This is a genomic window from Mesorhizobium sp. B2-5-7, from assembly GCF_006440875.1.
Taxonomy (GTDB): domain Bacteria; phylum Pseudomonadota; class Alphaproteobacteria; order Rhizobiales; family Rhizobiaceae; genus Mesorhizobium; species Mesorhizobium australicum.
This window is the reverse complement of sequence record NZ_VFUO01000005.1, coordinates 327,840-345,906: the sequence shown is the minus strand read 5'-3', so window position 1 is coordinate 345,906 and position 18,067 is coordinate 327,840. Positions and strand designations below refer to the sequence as shown.

The window sequence follows — 18,067 nt, the reverse complement described above, 5'->3', positions numbered from 1 at the left end:
TAAACGGGCAGCCGCGAATGCAAGGTTAGTGAGGAACATTCACAGTCGTCAAAAAAACGACAATCAAGGAGGAAAGAGCATGATCATTACCCGTCGGAAATTGTTGATAGGCTCCGCCGTTGGCGCTGCGGCACTCACGCTGGGATCGCGGGCCTTCGCGGCGCTTCCGCCACTTGCCAAAAAGGACAAGTACAAGGTCGGCTTCGCGCAGACCGAAAGCAACAATCCCTGGAGGCTGGCCGAGACCAAGAGCATGCACGACGAGGCCGCGAAGCTCGGCCATCAGTTGGTCTACACGGACGCAGCCGGGTCGTCTGCAAAGCAGGCCGCCGACGTAAACTCGATGATCGCACAAGGCGTCGACGCTATCTTCTTGCCTCCGCGCGAGGACAAACCGCTGGTGCCCGTCATACTGGCCGCCCGCGATGCCGGCATTCCGGTCTTCCTGATCGATCGGGACGTCGACCATACCATGGCAAAGCCCGGTGAGGACTATGTCTGCTTCATCGGTTCCGATTTCATCGAGGAGGCAACCCGTATCGGCGAATGGCTGCTCAAGAACGCCAACGGAAAATCGAAGATCATCGAACTCGAAGGCACGACTGGCGCGTCGGCAGCGACCGACCGAAAGAAGGGCTTCGACGATTTCATCGCCAAGCACTCGCAATTCAAGATTTTGGCGTCCCAGTCGGGCGACTTCGCCCGCGACAAGGGCCGCCAGGTGGCCGAGACGCTACTCCAGGCGCATCCCGACGCGGACATTATTTATGCCCACAATGACGAGATGGCCCTGGGGGCCATTGCCGCCTTGGAAGCTGCCGGCAAGGCCCCGGGCAAGGACGTACTGATCTTGTCGATCGACGGGGAAAAAGAAGGCGTCCAGGCGATCATCGACGGCAAAATCGGCGCTATCTGCGCATGCAGCCCACTGTTCGGGCCGAAGGCGTTCGCAACCATGGCCGACTACGCCGCCGGCAAGAAAATCCCGCCCTTCATCAAGAACGAAGATCACTTCTTTGACGCCACCAACGCCAAGAAGGATTTCGACATCGCGTTTTGATTGCACTTTTCAATGGCCTGTCCACATCCGCGGGCAGGCCGTTCGGAGTTTGGCCCATGACCGCTCAGCCGGTTGAATCCGCTCGGTTGCTTTTGGATATGCGCGAAATCCAAAAGAAGTTTGCCGGCATCCCGGCGCTGACCGAGGCCACGCTTCAGGTCCGTGCGGGGGAAGTCCACGCCCTCATCGGCCAGAACGGGGCGGGGAAATCCACCCTGATCAAGGTGCTTACGGGGTACCATCGCAAGGAAGCTGGCGTGGCGCTTTTTCAAGGCCGTCCATTCGAGGCCGGCTCGCCGCACGAGGCGCAGCTCAGCGGCATAAGCACCATCTACCAGGAGGTCAATCTCGTCCCGCTGCGCTCAGTGGCCGAAAATATTTGCCTTGGTCGTGAGAAACGCCGCTACGGCCTGTTGGACTGGTCTGCCATGAACGCGGATGCGGAACGCCTGCTCAGCCGGTTCTCGATCCTCATTGACGTGCGCCGTCCGCTCGGCAGTTTCAACACCGCCACCCAGCAGATGGTGGCGATCGCCCGAGCAACCGGCTTTTCGGCCCGGCTCGTCATTATGGACGAGCCGACCTCTTCCCTTGACGAGCGTGAGGTTGCGGTTCTGTTCAACGTGATCCGGCAGTTGAAGGCCGAGGGCGTCTCCGTCATTTTCGTCAGCCACAAGCTCGACGAACTCTACGAGGTTTGCGATCGGGTTACGATCATGCGCGATGGCCGGACGGTGCGAAGCGCTGAGATGGAGGACATCAGCAAGCTCGAGCTGGTGGCGGCGATGCTCGGCCGCGATGTCTCCATGGTCGAGGGTCACGCAACAGCCTTCGGCGAGCGCGATCGTTCGAAGATAGGCGATGTGCTGTTTTCCGCCCGCGGCCTTGCCGCCGGGCAGTCGGTACGAAGTGTAAGCTTCGACGTACGCCGTGGTGAAATTGCCGGCTTTGCGGGCCTGCTTGGCGCCGGCCGCACCGAAACCGCGCGTCTTGTGTTTGGGGCCGACCCCCTCAGCGCCGGTGACATGACGATCGATAACGCGCCTTACCGCCCTGCCGGCCCGGCCGATGCCATCGCCGCGGGCATGGGCTTCTGCACTGAGGACCGCAAGGCCGAGGGCATCGTGCCGGAGATGACGGTGGCGGAGAATGTCACACTCGCGCTGCTGCCGAAGATCAGCCGCAACGGTGTCTTCAACGAGACACGGCAGCGTGAAATCGTCGAGCGGTTCATCCGCGAACTTGGCATCAAATGTTCCGGCCCGAACCAGAAGGTTCGCGAACTCTCCGGCGGAAATCAGCAGAAGGTCCTGCTTGCCCGCTGGTTGGCGATGAATCCGAAGCTGCTTATCCTTGACGAGCCGACACGCGGCATCGACGTCGGTGCAAAGGGCGAGATCCAGCGTCTCATCCGACGGCTAGCCGACGAGGGCCTGGGAGTTTTGATGATCTCCTCTGAACTGGAAGAAGTCATTGAGGGCGCGGACCGCATTTTCGTCTTGCGCGAAGGTATCAGCGTGGCCGAGCTAGAAAGCGATGCCGCCAACGAAAAGGACGTCATCGCGGCCATGGCGCATGGCGGTTCACCGACGGAGGTGGAAGCGTGACCGAGCTGGCGAGACCATCGACGGCTAGCGGCACCAGGACGCGCGGCTTCGACCTGTTCGGCTTTCTGGCACGCTACGGAATGGTGATCGCGCTGACGCTGCTAATGGGCTTCAATCTTGCCTACACCCAGAACTTCGCGACGATGCAGACGCTCAACGTTAATCTCACGCAGGTCTGTACAATCGTCATCGTTGCGGTCGGAATGACGCTGGTGATCGCAACCGGCGGCATCGACCTCTCGGTCGGGTCGTTGATGGCCATCTCCGGCGCGCTGGCTCCGATGATCTTCATGGGCAAGATCTTTCCCATTGGCAATATTTATGTGGCGGTGACGCTTGCCATGATCGCGGCGATCCTTGTTGCCAGCTTGTTTGGTCTCTTCAACGGCTGGTTGGTCGCCCGCTTCCGCATCCAGCCCATAGTGGCAACGCTGGTGCTGTTCATCGCCGGGCGAGGGATTGCGCAAGTTATGACCAATGGCAACTTGCAGACGTTTCGCGTGCCACAATTCCAATGGATCGGGCTTGCCCGCCCGTTCAATATACCTGCTCAGGTCATGATCATGATCATGCTCGTTGCGGTCGCGGCTTGGGTCCTGAAACGCACCGTGTTCGGACGCAGTATCCTTGCGGTCGGCGGCAACGAAAAGGCTTCTGAATTCGCAGGCATTGACGTCTCGAAAATCAAGCTGGCGGTCTATGCCATTAGCGGGAGTTGCGCGGGGCTGGCGGGACTCATCGTCATCGCCATCAACTCCTCAAGTGACGCGAATCTTGTCGGGTCGGGCATGGAGCTGGATGCTATAGCAGCGGTCGCGGTCGGCGGAACGTTGCTCAGCGGCGGCAAGGCAACTATCATCGGTACCCTGCTCGGCGCGCTCACCATCCAGCTCGTTCGTTATACCCTGCTTGCCAACGGGGTGCCCGACGCCGCGGCGCTTGTGGTCAAGGCGATCATCATCGCACTTGCTGTATGGCTACAGCAGCAGCACCGGACATAGCCGTGAACCGCGCCCATCTCGTCCGCATCATCGGCACCTACGGTGTGCTGCTCGCGCTTGCGGCGCTCGTTCTGTTCGGATTCCTACGCTATGATCGCTTCCTGGGCTTCTTCAACGTCATGAGCGTCATGCGCTATAATTCGATGTTCGCGCTCGTTGCCCTTGGCATGTGCTTCGTCATCATGACCGGCGGCATCGACCTGTCCGTTGGCTCCGTAGCCGCCTTGGGCAGTGTAGCCTCCGCACTGGCCAGTCCCTTTGGGATGCTCCCCGGCCTCGCGGCCGGGGTAGGCGTCGGGCTTGCCGCAGGGCTGATCAATGCCTTCCTTATCACCCGCGGCAAGCTGATGCCATTCATTGCAACCCTCGCCACGATGCTGGCAGCCAGCGGCTCTGCCCTGCTGCTTGCTGGCAATCAAACCGTCTCGGTGTCCTACGATTCAGGGTTCACAAGCATTGGCCAAGGAAGTTTCTGGATGTTTCCTGTCCCGGCGGTGATTGCCGTAGCCGCCTATGTGATCGGCTCCGTCGTCTTGAACTACACCAGCGCAGGACGCACGGTGCTGGCAATCGGGGGTGGCGAGGACGCCTCACGCTTAATGGGACTGCGCACTGACCGGGTCAAGTTTCTCGTCTATGTCGCGAGCGGCGGCCTTGCGGGGTTGGCCGGCGTCATCCTTGCCTCGCAATTTGGCGCCGGCCAACCGATCGAGGGCGTCGGCTGGGAACTCTTCGCCATCGCGGCGGTGGTCGTGGGCGGGACGCTGCTCACCGGCGGCTCGGGCTCGGTATTGACCACGCTTGCTGGCGTCCTCCTGCTGGGTATCCTTTTCAACATCTTGAACTTTGAGAATGGCATGGGCTGGATTTCGCTCTCAGCGTACTGGCAGTCCGTAATTCGTGGGCTGTTCCTGCTTGTCGTCGTCCTTCTTCAAGCGAGGCTGGCGGGAAAGCGTGTTACGGCCGCGTCGTAAGAAGGACCGCGATCGTGGATGCTTGCGCAACTTACCCCGCGACGCTCTGACCACGGGCTGAGGACCGGTTGCCGTGGATCTGTCACAGGGGCCTAGTGGACGCGAAGTTTGAGCTAGGGTGCATGCAAGTTGGCTGTTGAATGTGAGGCGATTTGCGCCATTCTGTGCTCCTGCGGAAAACAGGAGTCCGAGGACGTGGCCTCCTTCAATTCTGCCGAGATCATGATCCTGGTCGATGCCTCGCAGCACGTGCTCATGCTGGAGACGGGGCACACGTCAAATCGATCCGTCGCAGAAACGGATAGTAAGGCGTGGTACTCGGAGATCCGCTAGCCTGATCGATGCTCATGCTTTTTAGACTGTGATGGCAAAATTGCGGGTTCAAGTCCCCGGGACGAGGTCTGCGGGGCCACAGGATGACTTGACGGACACGCCGCGTTTCTGGTGGCTGCAGTTTTCACGTGGGGTGTGCGCGCTTACGTTTTGCCATGCTCGTCCCTTCCTTCATGCACGTCGAGAACGCCGTCGAGGTTCGTGCCTTGCCGATCACCGACGAAACGGCTGACCATTGGTTCTATTGGTTACCCCGGATCATCGGCGTCTTCGCCTTCTTCTTCGCCGCCTTTAACCTCTTGCCGGGTCTCGGGATCGATCATACCGGAATGATGGTCCTGCCTCTGGGCGCCGATTTCGTCCTGCTGCTGCTCTTGCTGCTAGCCGTCTGGCGTCGGCCAAGAACACGGCGAGACGGCGGGCACGGTCACACGGCAGCAAGATGGCTGTTGACAGCTTATTTGATCGTTCTGTTCCTGGAGCGCATAGCCGGCCTTTATATACTCTCCTGGTTTACCTTCGCCGCAATCGTCTTGCCGTTGGCAATCGTGCTCGCACAGCGCGGGGTCAATTTCGTCCTGCGGCGAAGGTCCGAAGATGCCGGCCGGCCGACGGCCTTTACGATGCTGCCGGCGCTGTGGTTTTGGGAATTGCCGAGAAGGCGCTGGCGCTGATTACCGTTCTGCTCCATTGCAGCCAGACACGAGCGCAGCGGTCGGCCAGGTAGCGCCAAGCCCTTCCGCTGCGATTGCAATCAGAAAACGGCGGCCCTGTCGTCCACGCTTGACAACGGTCCCCGAATTTACGGTTGTGCACTTGAACTCGATTGAAGCAGGTGAGCGTCCACATGCCGGAATTTGGCAAGGAAGTGGCAATTATTGGAGCGGGCATCGTCGGCGCCAGCGCAGCTCTTTATTTGAAGCGGGCAGGCCTGAACGTCACCGTCATCGACCCGTTGCCGCCCGGCACTGCGACGTCGTTCGGCAATGCCGGAATGGTGAGACATGACTGCAATGTGCCTGTAGCAATCCCTGGAATGCTGAGGCAAGTGCCAGGCTGGCTTACCGATCCGTTGGGGCCGCTGGTTTTGAGGCCTCACTATGCGTTGAAGGCAGCACCTTGGCTGCTTCGATGGATTCGGGCCGGACGGATGGACATCGTGAATAGGGCAGCAGACGCCCTACTCAACCTCCACAAGGGCAACCTCGGATGCTATCGTGATTTGGTCGGCGGTCCAACATTCGAAGCCCTGATCCGCGAGGTAGGCGGTATCCAGGTCTGGGAAAGCGACGCCGTTGGTACCTCCGACCGCATCACTGCTGAAATTAACGAGCGGCAAGGCGTCGTCACCGAACCGTTGGCCCGGTCGGATTTGGAGCGCTTGCTGCCGGGTATTTCAAACATTGCAAAACGCGGGCTCCTCTATCCCCACAACGCCCACACGATCAATCCACATCGCTTGGTCATGGCCATTGCTGACAGGGTGCGGCTAGCCGGCGGTGTGTTCGAAGCGGAACGCGTGCTGAAGATCATCCCTCGCGATTCCGCCGGCTACACGCTTATGACGAACACAGCTAACCGAAAGGCGGACGCGGTGATCATCGCCGCTGGCGCCTGGTCGAACCGCTTGCTCAAGCCGCTTGGTGCGGAATTGCCGCTCGAGACTGAACGTGGTTACCACCTGATGATCCCTTCCCCGTCGATCGAGTTGCCGATGCCGGTGCAGATGAAGAACCGGGGTTTCGCGCTGTCGCCGATGGAACATGGCCTGCGGCTTGCCGGCACGGTCGAGATTGCCGGCCTGGAAGCCCCACCTGACGAACGGCGTTCCGAAATCCTGCTCACCCATGCTCGAGCGTTGTTTCCGGACCTGAAGGGCGGAGAGCCGACGAGCTGGATGGGCTTCCGCCCCTCCCTGCCTGACAGCGTACCGGCGATTGGCGAGGTGCGCGGACATCGCTCCCTATTTGTCGCGACGGGACACGGTCACACGGGTATGATCGGCGGCGGCTCGACGGGACGGCTGATCGCCGAACTCGTCACCGCCAATCGGACCCACATTGACCCCGCGCCTTATTCGCCTAGCCGTTTTTGAAACGCCTAAGCAACGCGCACTGAGCGGCGTTCGCGCAAGAAATCCGTGCCTTGGTAGGCCCAGTAAGTCAGTTGAACAGCCGCAGTGCCGAACAGGCCGCCGTTCCACAGAAAACCGAAAGGCGCAAACGCGCGATAGCGGTCGCTCTCGCCGGCAAGTGCCTCGGCAACCACCCGTGCGCCGATCGCGGTGGTGTTGAGACCATGGCCGCCGAACCCGGTACACGCCCACACACCCGGCATAACCGGTCCGATCAGCGGCATCAGATGTCTTGCATAAGCCATCAGTCCCGACCATGCCATATCGATCTTCAAGCTCTCTAGTTGGGGGTAGGTCGCGACCATTTCTCGCCGGATCACGGCAGCGATGTCGCGCGGATCGGTGGTGCGTGTGGTTATCCGCCCACCCCATAGCAGCTTCCCGTCAACCACGCGGTAGTAGTCGCCGGCGCGCCGGCCATCGCTGATCCCTGATTGCGTACGGATCGCGGTTGCGATCAATTCGGGCGCCAGTTCGCTCAGCACGACGTATGTGGCGATCGGCAGGAAGGTGCGGCGCAAAGCCGGGAGCACGCGGTCGGTATAGCCGCCGCCGGCGAACACGACGCTCGCGGCGCTTACTTGGCCTTCGGGCGTGCGTATTATTTTTTCCGCGCCAGCGAGATCGGCGGAAACCGCAGGCGTATCCTCGTGGACGGACCCACCGAGGCGAATAATCTCGCCCGCCAGCGCGCGGGCATAATTCAGCGGGTGGAGATGGAATGAGGCGTCGTCCAGGAGGCCTTGATGGTATTTACTCGATAGCAACAGGCTGTGTACTTCCTCTCGGGAAAGCAAGCGCAACTGGCGCCCGAACTCAGTCTCCTGTTCGTCGCGCTGAGCCTTCAGCGCCTCGCTATTTTCGTAACGCGACACACGCAAGATACCGTGCGTGACACGCGCATCGGTGATGCCCAGGTCGCGGATCGCGTCGGAGACCATGGCGACGCCTTCCATGGAAAGGCGAAACAGCATCTTGGCATGTTTGCTACCGACACGCCTACGGATTTGGTCGCTGCGCGCCGCCCAACCCGGAGACACGAAACCGCCATTGCGGCCGGACGCACCCCAGGCAATTCGACGAGCCTCAAGAACAGTCACCGAAAGCCCGCGGCGGGCAAGTTCGAGCGCAGCCGTTAGTCCGGCGAGGCCGCCGCCGACGATGCAGACCCTGGTGTCATGCCGGCCAGACAGCACGGGGTAGGAAGTCTCTGATGTGAGCGTGCGTCTATAGTAGGTATCGACATAGGGCGTCATTGGATCCGCCGGCCACGCTGGCTCAATCGAGGTTGATGAAACGGGTGCCGCCGACCTTACGCTCTGCCCAACGCGTGAAACGCAGGACCGGGTAGCAGTAGGCGAAATAAACCAGTGCGATCACGCCGTAGATGAAAAGCACGTCGCGCGGAAACCGCATGATCGAAATCTCACCCTGGCGCGTCAGCTCCGAGATGCCGATCACCGAAAGAATGGCTGTGTTCTTGATGATGTTGACATAGACGCCACTCATCGGCGGTACGGTCAGCTTCAAGGCCTGCGGCAGGACGACGAGGGCGAGTATCGGAACGCGCTTGAAACCCAGCGAGGTGGCAGCCTCCCACTGTCCCTTGGGAACAGCGTCGATAGCCCCCATCACGATCTCGGCGACATAGCTGGACGTATAGACGGAGAGCGACACGAACGCCGCCATCTGCGAGCTCCATTGCAGTGCGGCAATACTAGTGTTGGGCAGCACGAAATAGAAGACGTAGAGTTGCACCAGGAACGGTGTCCCGCGCAGCATGTGGATATAGAGGCCGAAAAGCTGGTGGATTACCGGCACTCGTTGGCTTCGCACGACGCCGATCAGGAAACCCAGCACAGAGCCGACGACGATTGCAATGAGCGAGACCCAAAACGTCTGCACGAAACCGGTCCACAAGAACGGCAGGATCGCGACGACTATCCCAACATAATGTTGCATTCTATTTTCCGTCGTTCCACGCGGGGCCCGCGAGCCAGCGTTTGACAGTCCATGACAAGCCCATCATCACGGCGTAGATGGCGAGATAGCCGGCGGCTATGGTGAGGAAACTCTCGTTGGGCCGCACCCTTTCGCTATTCAGCAACAGGCCAGCACTGAGGAAATCAAACACTGCAATGATCGAAAGAAGCGAGGTGTCTTTAATCAGCACTGCAGTCTGGCCAAGAAGGGGCGGCAGCGTATTGGCGAATGCCTGCGGCAGGACGATGTATCGCAGCCGCTGCAGATAGGTCATGCCAACGGCCTTGCCGCCTTCGATCTGTCCCCGGGAAACCGACGCGATGCCACCGCGCACGATCTCGCTCATATAAGCGGCATTGTGCAGCGAGAGCGCCATGATGCCGAGCGTCATCTCGCTCCAGCGGCCGGTTTCGGGGACCAGGATCGGCAGACCGTAGTAGATAAGATAGATCTGAACCAGCAGCGGGGTCGCCATAATGAACGCGACATAGCCGGCTACCGGGCGCCATAGAATCGCGCGGCTCGACATGCGGCAAAGTGCCAACGCTGTGCCAAGTATGACGGCGGCAATGAGGCTGACAGCCGCCGCGAAAAGCGTGTTTTCAAGACCCTCCGCGAAGCGCCCGAGATACTGTTCGACGATGCGATAGTTGTAAAACTCGAGGACGAAGTTCATCCGGTTTCCGCGTTGGGGTCAGGCATTGGCCGCCGAGGCGACCAGCCAGATCGCTGGCTATGCGCAGAAGGGGCGTCGATCGAGGCGGCGCAGGATCGCCGCGTCGATCGCTTCCAGGCGCTATTTGTGATCCTTCTCCCAGGCGTCGGAGGTCCACCAATAAGCCAGCAGTGTCTGCAGCGAATTGTCGGCGGTCTTCAGCTCGACATAGTTGTCCAGCCACATTTTGAGGTGGAAAGCGTTAGGCCGGGTGGCAAAGGCCAGTGGCTCCCTCGTCATTGTGCCTTCGAGCGGCTTGAGGTTTTCGAACTGACGCACGTAGGAATTGTAGTCCTGCCCCCCGACCATCGCGTCGACCCGCCCCATCGTCAGGGTCTGCGCCACCGCCGGGCCGCCGCCTGCAAACACCTTCAGCGTCGCCTTCGGTAGATATTTGGTCACCGCATCGGCGTAGGTACTACCTTGCAGCGCCGCCACCGTCACGCCTTCCTTGTTGAGGTCCTGCCACGTCTTGTACTGTGAATCCTTTGCAGCAAAAGCCAGCGTGTCGTTGAAGAACATCGGCCGGGAAAATAAAAGCTGCGCCGCTCGTTGCGGCGTTGGGGTCATGTCGCCGGCAATCATGTCCGCCTTGCCGGCCAGAAGCGCTGGAATGAGGCCCTTCCAGTCATAATCCTGAAACACAACCTTGACGCCGAGATCGGTTGCCATCTGCTTGGCGAACTCGACGGCGAGACCGGTGCGTTCGCCGTTTTTGTCGACGAAGCTGACAGGCGGGCCTTGTGTCTGGACTGCCACGACCAGTTCCCCCCGCTTCAGGATATCGTCCATTTCGTCGGCTCGTGCGCCGCTCGCCAGCGTGAACCAGGCTGCCACGATCACGGCCAAGCTCGCTGCCGCGCCGGCCAATCTGTTCTTTAAACTGCTGTTCATTTTCTCTCTCCCTTGTTGATTACGCTCTGACATTCCAAAATCACAGTATCTGATCGAGGAACTGCTTTGTTCGTTCCTTCTTTGGCGAGTGGAAAATCTGCTGAGGAGTGCCTTCCTCGACAATCAATCCGCCGTCCATGAACAGCATCCGGTCCGCGATTTCACGCGCAAAGCCCATCTCGTGGGTAACCACCGCCATCGTCATCCCTTCAGATGCCAAAACCTTCATCAGGTCGAGAATACCCGTGACCGCTTCCGGATCCAGCGCCGAGGTCGGTTCGTCGAACAACATCGCCTTTGGGTCCATGGCCAGAGCGCGGGCAATGGCCACGCGCTGCTGCTGTCCACCGGACAGTTGGCTGGGATAGTACCCCGCGCGGTCATCTACGCCCACCTTTTCCAGCAATTCATGTGCCCGACGCAATGCTTCCGTCCGTGAGCGGCGACGCACCACCGTTTGCGGCAATGCGACGTTGTCGAGCGCCGTTCGATGCTGGAAAAGATTAAATGACTGGAAGACCATTCCAACCTCGGCGCGTAACCTGTTGAGGTCAGCCCCGGGTTCAGAAAGCGAGACGCCATCAATGACGATCCGCCCGGAATCGATCGTCTCCAGTGCGTTCATGGTGCGAAGGAATGTGCTCTTGCCGGAGCCTGAAGGTCCGAAGACGACGAGCACCTCGCCATGCCCGACTGCAGTGGTGATCCCGGCCAGCGCAAGGTGTGAACGGCCATCATTGGACCGATAGGTCTTGCGGACGTCTTCAGCGACGATGATCGGCTTGCGATCCTGACCAGGCGTAATCTTCACGACATTACGAGCACAGGTTCGCGTCGTGATTGAAGGTTCTGCATTAGGCCAGGGTTCCCCCAGTAGACATTCAGTGCACCCGTTTAGGCCTATAAGTTTTGCCGTCCAGATCGGCTGCTTCGAAAGCCGGCGGTCGTTTTCACCCGATGCCTCTGATCTCTTCAAAGCGTGGTCATGAAAGCCGATCGAACTGGGCAAAACAAGCAGTTTCTTCGAGAGGCCTGTGGGTTTGCCCGAACCAGGTCCGATTTGTTGCCGGCCCGGAGTTCCCGCGGTTTCGCACATGGGCAGAGGGATGGCGCGTCGACAGTTGCACCCTCATCGAGTGGCATTCGTATGCGACATCAGGCGTGACGGCGTGGCCCCTTCCTTCGAAGCCCAGTGGGAAAGGCCGGTTGGATGCCTACTTCCCCTTCGCGCCGTCCTTGCGTGCTATGACAAGCTTCGGCATGTGGGCTTCAAGGATGATGCTGAGCGCTTCGTCTCTGGTGATGCCGACCTTGCGGGCGTAGTACTCAGCTTCTCGTGCCCGCTCGCGATCGAGCGGGCGTTCGTCCGCATGCTTCGCCCTCTGCTTGGGCTTCTGCTTCACCTTCTTTCCCATGAGGCGAACCATAGCACAACAGGCACCCCGGCTTAACCCGGCGGCCGGCATGGGGCCCCTCCAACGGAAACAACACCTAGCGCTTGTCTCTGTCGGGTGCTCGGCTCGTCTTTTCGATGATGCCAGCCCGGCCGTCACCATGATGGCTGTGCCGTAACTGTCAGCGAGCCCAACTCTTCGTGGGTGGTGAACGCCGCCAGAGAGGCCGGGCGATCAAAGCCCGCCCTCGAGGTGCACGGCTCCACCGGGCTTTCCGTGAAAAAACCCCGCCAGTAGCGGGGCACAGGCGAAGCCAGTTCGATCTTTCGCACCGGAACTGGATGAGCACTTTTGATGGTGTCACTTCGGTTCCTGGTCGGTGGGCGGATCTGCCAATGTTCCTGAAAAAAGCGCAGGGCCGCGCGTCTTGAGCAACGACAAGGACGTGTAATCGAGTATCGACAATCCGCCATCGACCACAAGCGTCTGACCGGTGATGAACGATGCTTCCTCACTAGCGAGGAAGGCCACCGCTGCAGCAATCTCGCTTGGAGTTCCCATGCGGTTGAAGACACCCGGCGGGACTTCCCATTCACCCGAGGGGTTCATGCTCGACGCAGGTTCCTTTTCATCGAGCTCTGTGGCGATCCAGCCGGGGCTGACACAATTGGCCCGGATTCCGAATGGCGCACCTTCTATCGCCAGCGAGCGCGTGAGCGCCTCCACTCCCGCCTTCGCAACGCCGTACAATCCCCAGTTTCCGTGCAGTTTGGCAGTCGACGAGATGTTAACGATCGACCCACCGCCGCAGTCGCGCATCACCGGAAGCGCGTAAGAGGAGACGAAGTAGGTTGAATCGAGATTGGGGCCGCGCAACTTTGACCAGCGCTCGCCCGGCGACTCATGAGCTTCGATGCCTGACCGGCGGGAGCCGACCCCGGCATTGTTGACGATGACGTCCACTCGGCCCCATTGCGCAACCTTGCCCACCAATTCCGCCGCTGCCGCCTCGCTTGCCAGATCACATTGAAAGAAAGTAGCTCTTCCCCCGGCAGACGCGATCTCTAATTCAACTTCGGAGCCCTTGGTATCGTCGCGCCCGACAAGAGCAAGCCTGGCGCCTTCCTTGGCAAAATACAGCGCTATTCCACGTCCGATTCCAGAATTGCCCCCAGTGACGACTACGACCTTGTCTTGAAACCGCATCTCGCCCACTCTCCTGATGAGATTCACTCTGCCCCGGTTTGCCAGTATAGGACCTTTCCAATACTCCGGCCCTTGCAAATCCGAATTTTCGACACCGACATCCTTCTCGCCAACACTGCCAGTGGCCCATCCAGGCCGGAACACCGTCAGTTCGTCGGACGTTCTTCCAACGATCTCGATGCCGGTCGGAACAGCCGTCTCATCAAGTCCCGGGGGCAGCGCCATCACATGCTATGTATCAGAGGACTTGGCTATGTCGTCGATCGCCAACGTCCTGGCGGACTGCGTGCCGTAGTCCGCCATCACAGCCGCGGGCCTTTCCGCGTGCTACAGCGTTTCGTTTCGACGGTAGGAATTCAGTGCTGTCTTCAATGCTCGGATGAAATCAGCATAGAAACCTCGGCTGACATGCGCTTCATGTGTCAGAAAACCGACCTCGACTGAAAGCCGTGGCACAGTTCGTCGGATGTGGAAACCTTCGCGCAGCATGCTACGAGCGGTGAGTTCATCGACAATCGTCGCCCCATTCCCGGCCGTCGCGATTGCACAAGCGAGAAAATAGGTCTGCACTTCTATCGAAGGACTGAAGTGCCGACCAGCCGCTTCAAGATGCATAGCAATAAGCGCGCCGATCTTGTCCCTTGATGAAACTCCCACCAGGTCTAGTCCGTCTATTTCTGCCAAGGTGATGTCGGGGCCTGGCTTTGAGCCGAAATAGACGAGTTCGACCTCTCCCAGAACTTCCGTGCGCAACCCAGGATGCTCGCCGGGGCATAGTGTCACTGCAAAATCCAGCCGACGGGCTCTCAGAGCGGTGACGAGCGCTTCGATATGATCTGTCTCCACCTCACAGGTCACCGCGGGATAGCTGCGGCGAAAGCCGCTGACCGCCTGCGGCATGATCGAAAGGCCGAGGCTCGGCAGGCAACCGATATGGAGCCGGCCCTCGGGAAAACGCCGCAGATTGGCCGCAAGCATCTTTAGCTGCTCAATCCCCGTGTGGAGCTTGGCGACCTCGACGTGCAGCGCTTCGGCCTCGATCGTCGGGAGAAGCCGCCCCTTCACTCGCTCGAACAACCTGAAGCCGAGAGAACTTTCCGCGTGCTGTAGCACCTTGCTCGCTGCCGGTTGCGAGACGCCGAGCAGGGCGGCTGCCTTGCTGATCGAGCCCGTCTGCTTAATCGCATGGAATACCTCGATGTGGCGAAGCCGCATGCCGAACCCTCCTGATGCCTTCACCCACATAACCCAAGGTTATGTATGCCGTCGATAATACATTTTGACCAGCCATGTCATTTGCGTTGAAATCGCAGGACATGACCTGGGAACTGGCAGCTTCCGCCCGAGCGAGCCACGAAAATTCCGGGCAATCACCGCCGCCCAGACAGCGGCACCAGAGGAGAACCAGCCATGTCGACAATCTTTGCTCCGGCGACCTTCCTCAAAAGCGCAATCGCCGCCGCCCTCCTCGCGTCAACCGCGATCCTGGCGACGGCCCACGCCGCCGATTTCCGGCTCGGGGTCCGGGCCGATGCGCTGACCATCGATCCAATCGCCTCGAGCGACAATCCTTCGATCTGGCTGGAATTGCAGGTCTATGACCAGCTCGTTCGCCCCAGCAAGGACGGCACCAAGCTGGAGCCGGCGATTGCCGCATCCTGGACGATTTCCGCCGATGGCAAGGAATTCACCTTCAAGCTGCGTCCCGAAGCCAAATTCTCGGACGGCCAGCCGGTTACGGCCGCCGACGTCGCCTTTTCGCTGCAGCGTGCTTCCGGCGAGAAATCGGAATGGGCCCGCTTCTTCAAGCCCATCACCAGCTATCAGGTGGTCGACGACCGTACCATCGTGATGAAGCTCGACAAACCCTTCACACCGATCCTCAACAATCTCGCTCTGTTCAGCGCCTCGATCCTGCCGGCCAAGCTCGTGCAGGAGCAAGGCGACAAATTCTTCGAACATCCAATCGGTTCTGGTCCTTTCGTGCTGAAGAGCTGGACCCGCGGTCAGGGCGAGGAACTGACGAAAAATCCCAACTATTGGGAAAAGAACAAGCCGAGCATCGACCACGTCTCGATCGAGGTCGTGCCCGAGGATAATTCGCGGGTGTTGAAGCTCAAAGCCGGTGAGCTCGATGCCATCACCGACGTCCCCTATAACCAGGCAGCAAACCTGAAGACGGATGCCGATATCGATATCCACGCAGCGCCGGTGTTTCGCGTCGACATGGTGCAGCTCAACACCACGAAGAAGCCTTTCGACAATGTATCGGTCCGCCAGGCGCTGAACTACGCCCTCGACAAGGAAGCCATCATCAAGGGCATCCTGCGTGGTAACGCCAAGCCCACGACGTCCTCGATCCCCGTCATGGCCTATCACAATGACCAGCTGAAGCCCTATCCGCTCGATCTTGCCAAAGCAAAGGAGCTTCTCGCCAAAGGCGGCGTGCCGGACGGGTTCAAGACCAGCATGCTGGTCTCGGCCGGTGATGTTACCGCACGCCAGGTCGCCAGCGCGATCCAGGCCTCGCTCAGGAAAGTCGGTGTCGAGGTCGCCCTGCAGACCATCGAGGACAGCTCGCAGTTCAGCACGACGAAGAGCGGCAACTATGAAATGTCGCTGAGTTACGCCACCAGCGATACCATCGATCCCGACCAGCTCGTGGGTTTCACCGCCGTCAATCCCGAGCGCGCCAACGCCTTCCACACTCAATGGAAGAGCGACCGGGTAAATCAACTGTATGCCGACGAGCGCGAGACCCAGGATGGCCCGGAGCGGGCCAAGCAGTTCCAGGAGATCGAGGCGGTCGTGCATGATCAAGCCCCGTTCATCTTTCTCTACACGCCAAATGCTGCCTATGCGAACCGCAAGAATGTCAGCGGGTTCGAGGTGGTGCCGACAGCGAACTATTCGCTCAAGGACGTGGTGGTGAAATAGTGTCGCGGAGCAACTGCCCGCCATGACCGGTGGGCCGGCAGGCAGTACTTTGTAATGAATATCCTGTTCTTCTGCATCTCGCGGCTGTTGCAGCTCATTCCTGTCCTTCTCGGCATCACCATCGTGGCGTTCCTGCTGCTGCGCGTGATGCCGGGTGATCCGGCAACGCTGATGCTGGGAAGCCGCGGGACGCCTGAGGACATCGCGGCGCTGACGAGCCAGCTCGGCCTCGACCGGCCGCTTTGGCAGCAATATCTCTTCTTTCTGGGTGACATCGCCAGGGGCAGCTTTGGCCGTTCGATTGCCTACAAGGCCGAGATCGGCCCGCTCCTCATCGCGAGGCTGTGGCCGACACTGGCGCTGGTCGGCCTCAGCACGGTAATGGCCCTCGTCTTGACGATCCCGCTCGCCATGTACACCGCCGTGCGCCGCAATGGCGCGGTCGACCATACGGTCAAGTTCTTCTTCGTCACGGCGATGGCGATGCCGCCATTCTGGCTTGGGGTGCTGCTCGTGCTGCCTCTGGCGATTGCCGTTCCGATCTTTCCTGTGTCCGGCTACGGCAAGGACTGGCTCGACAAACTGCACCATCTCGCCCTGCCGGCCTTCATCATCGCCCTCGGCACCGCTGCCTTGACGATTCGTTCCCTGCGCAGTTCCATCATCGCCGTGCTGGGAGCCGACTATGTCGACACGGCCCGCGCCAAGGGCCTGCCAGAAAACGCCGTGCTGTGGCGCCACGTCTTCCGCAACTCGTTGACCTCGACGATCTCCGTGCTGGCCGTCCACACCAGCTGGGTCATCGGTGGCACGGTAGTGATCGAAACGGTGTTCGGCATTCCCGGCCTTGGCTCGCTGCTCGTCGCCTCCATCAGCGCTCGTGATTATCCGATGGTCCAGGGGCTGACCGTGACGTTCGCGGTCCTGGTCGTTGTGATCAATCTTTTCGCCGACATCGCCTATTCGATGGTCGATCCCAGGGTGAGCCTGTCATGAAATTGTTGAGCCAGGAGACGGTGCGGCGCTTCAAGCAAAACCGCAACCTGCAGATCGGCCTTTTCCTGCTAGCCGTGATCGTGCTGACGAGCCTCTTCGGCCCCTCGCTCGTCCCCTACGATCCCGAGGAGCTCGATTTCGGCAATCCGCTGCTGGCGCCGACCCTGCAGCATCCGTTCGGCACCGACGATCTCGGTCGCGACGTCCTCGCCCGCGTGGTGGCGGCGGGGCAGGTCGACATGCAAGTGGTGGCAGTCTGCGTTCTCCTGCCATTCCTGATCGGCAGCACGATCGGTCTGGTCTCCGGCTATTTCGGAGGCTGGGTCGATCTTTTGATCATGCGCTTCGTCGACATCCTGTGGGCCTTTCCCTTCTACGTACTGGTCATCAGCATCGTCGGTGCGCTGGGGCCGCGCACCACCAACATCTATCTCGCCTTTTCGCTGGTGGTGTGGATTTCCTTCGCCCGGATCGTACGTGGCGAGGTCCTCCTGGCGCGCCGGCTAGAGTATACGCAAGCCGTATCGGTGCTGGGCTACAGCCACGCCCGCATTATGCTGCGCCATATTCTGCCCAATGTGATCACTCCGGCCATCGTGTTCATGATGGCCGATGTCGTCCTCACCATCCTCGGCGTCACCTCGCTCGGCTTCCTCGGTCTAGGCATCCAGCCGCCGACGCCCGAATGGGGTGTGATGATCGCCGATGGACGCAACTTCATCCAGGACGGCTGGTGGATCTCCCTGTTCCCGGGCCTCGCCATCGTGTTGGTTGGCGTGACCTTCACGCTGATCGGCGAAGGCCTCGATGATCTGTTGAGGCCGAAGGCGTGA

General features: G+C 60.2%; 17 protein-coding genes. 9 read left to right on the top strand and 8 right to left on the bottom strand.

Annotated elements, in window-relative coordinates; genetic code table 11:
- The first annotated feature begins 79 nt into the window (after positions 1–79).
- The 6 genes from FJ543_RS22710 (at position 80) to FJ543_RS22685 (ending at position 7,070) form a co-directional block, all read left to right on the top strand.
- On the top strand, positions 80–1,060 hold the full coding sequence (locus FJ543_RS22710; RefSeq protein ID WP_140877311.1) for an ABC transporter substrate-binding protein: 981 nt from the start codon (positions 80–82) through the stop codon (positions 1,058–1,060).
- Between the two features lie 56 nt (positions 1,061–1,116).
- Positions 1,117–2,667: a sugar ABC transporter ATP-binding protein gene (locus FJ543_RS22705; RefSeq protein WP_140877309.1), complete on the top strand. Its 1,551-nt coding sequence runs from the start codon at positions 1,117–1,119 to the stop codon at positions 2,665–2,667.
- On the top strand, positions 2,664–3,668 hold the full coding sequence (locus tag FJ543_RS22700; RefSeq protein ID WP_140877307.1) for an ABC transporter permease: 1,005 nt from the start codon (positions 2,664–2,666) through the stop codon (positions 3,666–3,668). The genes FJ543_RS22705 and FJ543_RS22700 overlap by 4 nt, the downstream gene beginning before the upstream one ends.
- A gap of 2 nt (positions 3,669–3,670) precedes the next feature.
- Complete coding sequence (locus FJ543_RS22695) at positions 3,671–4,642, top strand: ABC transporter permease (RefSeq protein WP_140877305.1); 972 nt, start codon at positions 3,671–3,673, stop codon at positions 4,640–4,642.
- A gap of 539 nt (positions 4,643–5,181) precedes the next feature.
- Positions 5,182–5,649, top strand: a complete 468-nt coding sequence (locus FJ543_RS22690; RefSeq protein ID WP_224682185.1) for a hypothetical protein — start codon at positions 5,182–5,184, stop codon at positions 5,647–5,649.
- Positions 5,650–5,822: 173 nt separating this feature from the next.
- A complete protein-coding gene (locus tag FJ543_RS22685) occupies positions 5,823–7,070 on the top strand; it encodes an FAD-binding oxidoreductase (protein ID WP_140877303.1) in 1,248 nt (415 codons plus the stop codon).
- Between the two features lie 5 nt (positions 7,071–7,075).
- On the opposite strand, the gene FJ543_RS22680 is transcribed toward FJ543_RS22685, so the two are convergent.
- The 8 genes from FJ543_RS22680 to FJ543_RS22645 form a co-directional block, all read right to left on the bottom strand.
- Positions 7,076–8,365, bottom strand: coding sequence for an FAD-binding oxidoreductase (locus FJ543_RS22680; RefSeq protein WP_140877301.1), 1,290 nt, complete (start codon positions 8,363–8,365; stop codon positions 7,076–7,078).
- A gap of 22 nt (positions 8,366–8,387) precedes the next feature.
- Entirely contained in the window at positions 8,388–9,071 is a 684-nt protein-coding gene (locus FJ543_RS22675) for an amino acid ABC transporter permease (protein WP_140877299.1), read from the bottom strand.
- A 1-nt stretch (position 9,072) separates the two neighbouring features.
- On the bottom strand, positions 9,073–9,768 hold the full coding sequence (locus tag FJ543_RS22670; RefSeq protein ID WP_140877297.1) for an amino acid ABC transporter permease: 696 nt from the start codon (positions 9,766–9,768) through the stop codon (positions 9,073–9,075).
- A 120-nt stretch (positions 9,769–9,888) separates the two neighbouring features.
- Positions 9,889–10,701 (bottom strand): transporter substrate-binding domain-containing protein, encoded by an 813-nt coding sequence (locus tag FJ543_RS22665; RefSeq protein WP_140877295.1) that lies wholly within the window; start codon positions 10,699–10,701, stop codon positions 9,889–9,891.
- A 40-nt stretch (positions 10,702–10,741) separates the two neighbouring features.
- Complete coding sequence (locus FJ543_RS31950; RefSeq protein WP_348643270.1) at positions 10,742–11,512, bottom strand: amino acid ABC transporter ATP-binding protein; 771 nt, start codon at positions 11,510–11,512, stop codon at positions 10,742–10,744.
- 403 nt (positions 11,513–11,915) lie between these two features.
- On the bottom strand, positions 11,916–12,116 hold the full coding sequence (locus FJ543_RS22655) for a hypothetical protein (RefSeq protein ID WP_224682187.1): 201 nt from the start codon (positions 12,114–12,116) through the stop codon (positions 11,916–11,918).
- Between the two features lie 339 nt (positions 12,117–12,455).
- Positions 12,456–13,526: an SDR family NAD(P)-dependent oxidoreductase gene (locus tag FJ543_RS22650; RefSeq protein WP_246678858.1), complete on the bottom strand. Its 1,071-nt coding sequence runs from the start codon at positions 13,524–13,526 to the stop codon at positions 12,456–12,458.
- Positions 13,527–13,628: 102 nt separating this feature from the next.
- Positions 13,629–14,516 carry a LysR substrate-binding domain-containing protein gene (locus FJ543_RS22645; RefSeq protein ID WP_181174052.1) on the bottom strand — a complete coding sequence of 296 codons (888 nt, stop codon included), beginning with the start codon at positions 14,514–14,516 and terminating at the stop codon, positions 13,629–13,631.
- A 195-nt stretch (positions 14,517–14,711) separates the two neighbouring features.
- On the opposite strand from FJ543_RS22645, the gene FJ543_RS22640 reads away from it, so the two are divergent.
- From FJ543_RS22640 to FJ543_RS22630, 3 genes are read left to right on the top strand one after another with little or no spacing between them, the layout of a single operon-like run.
- Positions 14,712–16,238: an ABC transporter substrate-binding protein gene (locus tag FJ543_RS22640; protein ID WP_140877289.1), complete on the top strand. Its 1,527-nt coding sequence runs from the start codon at positions 14,712–14,714 to the stop codon at positions 16,236–16,238.
- Positions 16,239–16,292: 54 nt separating this feature from the next.
- Positions 16,293–17,234, top strand: coding sequence for an ABC transporter permease (locus FJ543_RS22635; RefSeq protein ID WP_140877287.1), 942 nt, complete (start codon positions 16,293–16,295; stop codon positions 17,232–17,234).
- Positions 17,231–18,067, top strand: a complete 837-nt coding sequence (locus tag FJ543_RS22630; RefSeq protein ID WP_140877285.1) for an ABC transporter permease — start codon at positions 17,231–17,233, stop codon at positions 18,065–18,067. The genes FJ543_RS22635 and FJ543_RS22630 overlap by 4 nt, the downstream gene beginning before the upstream one ends.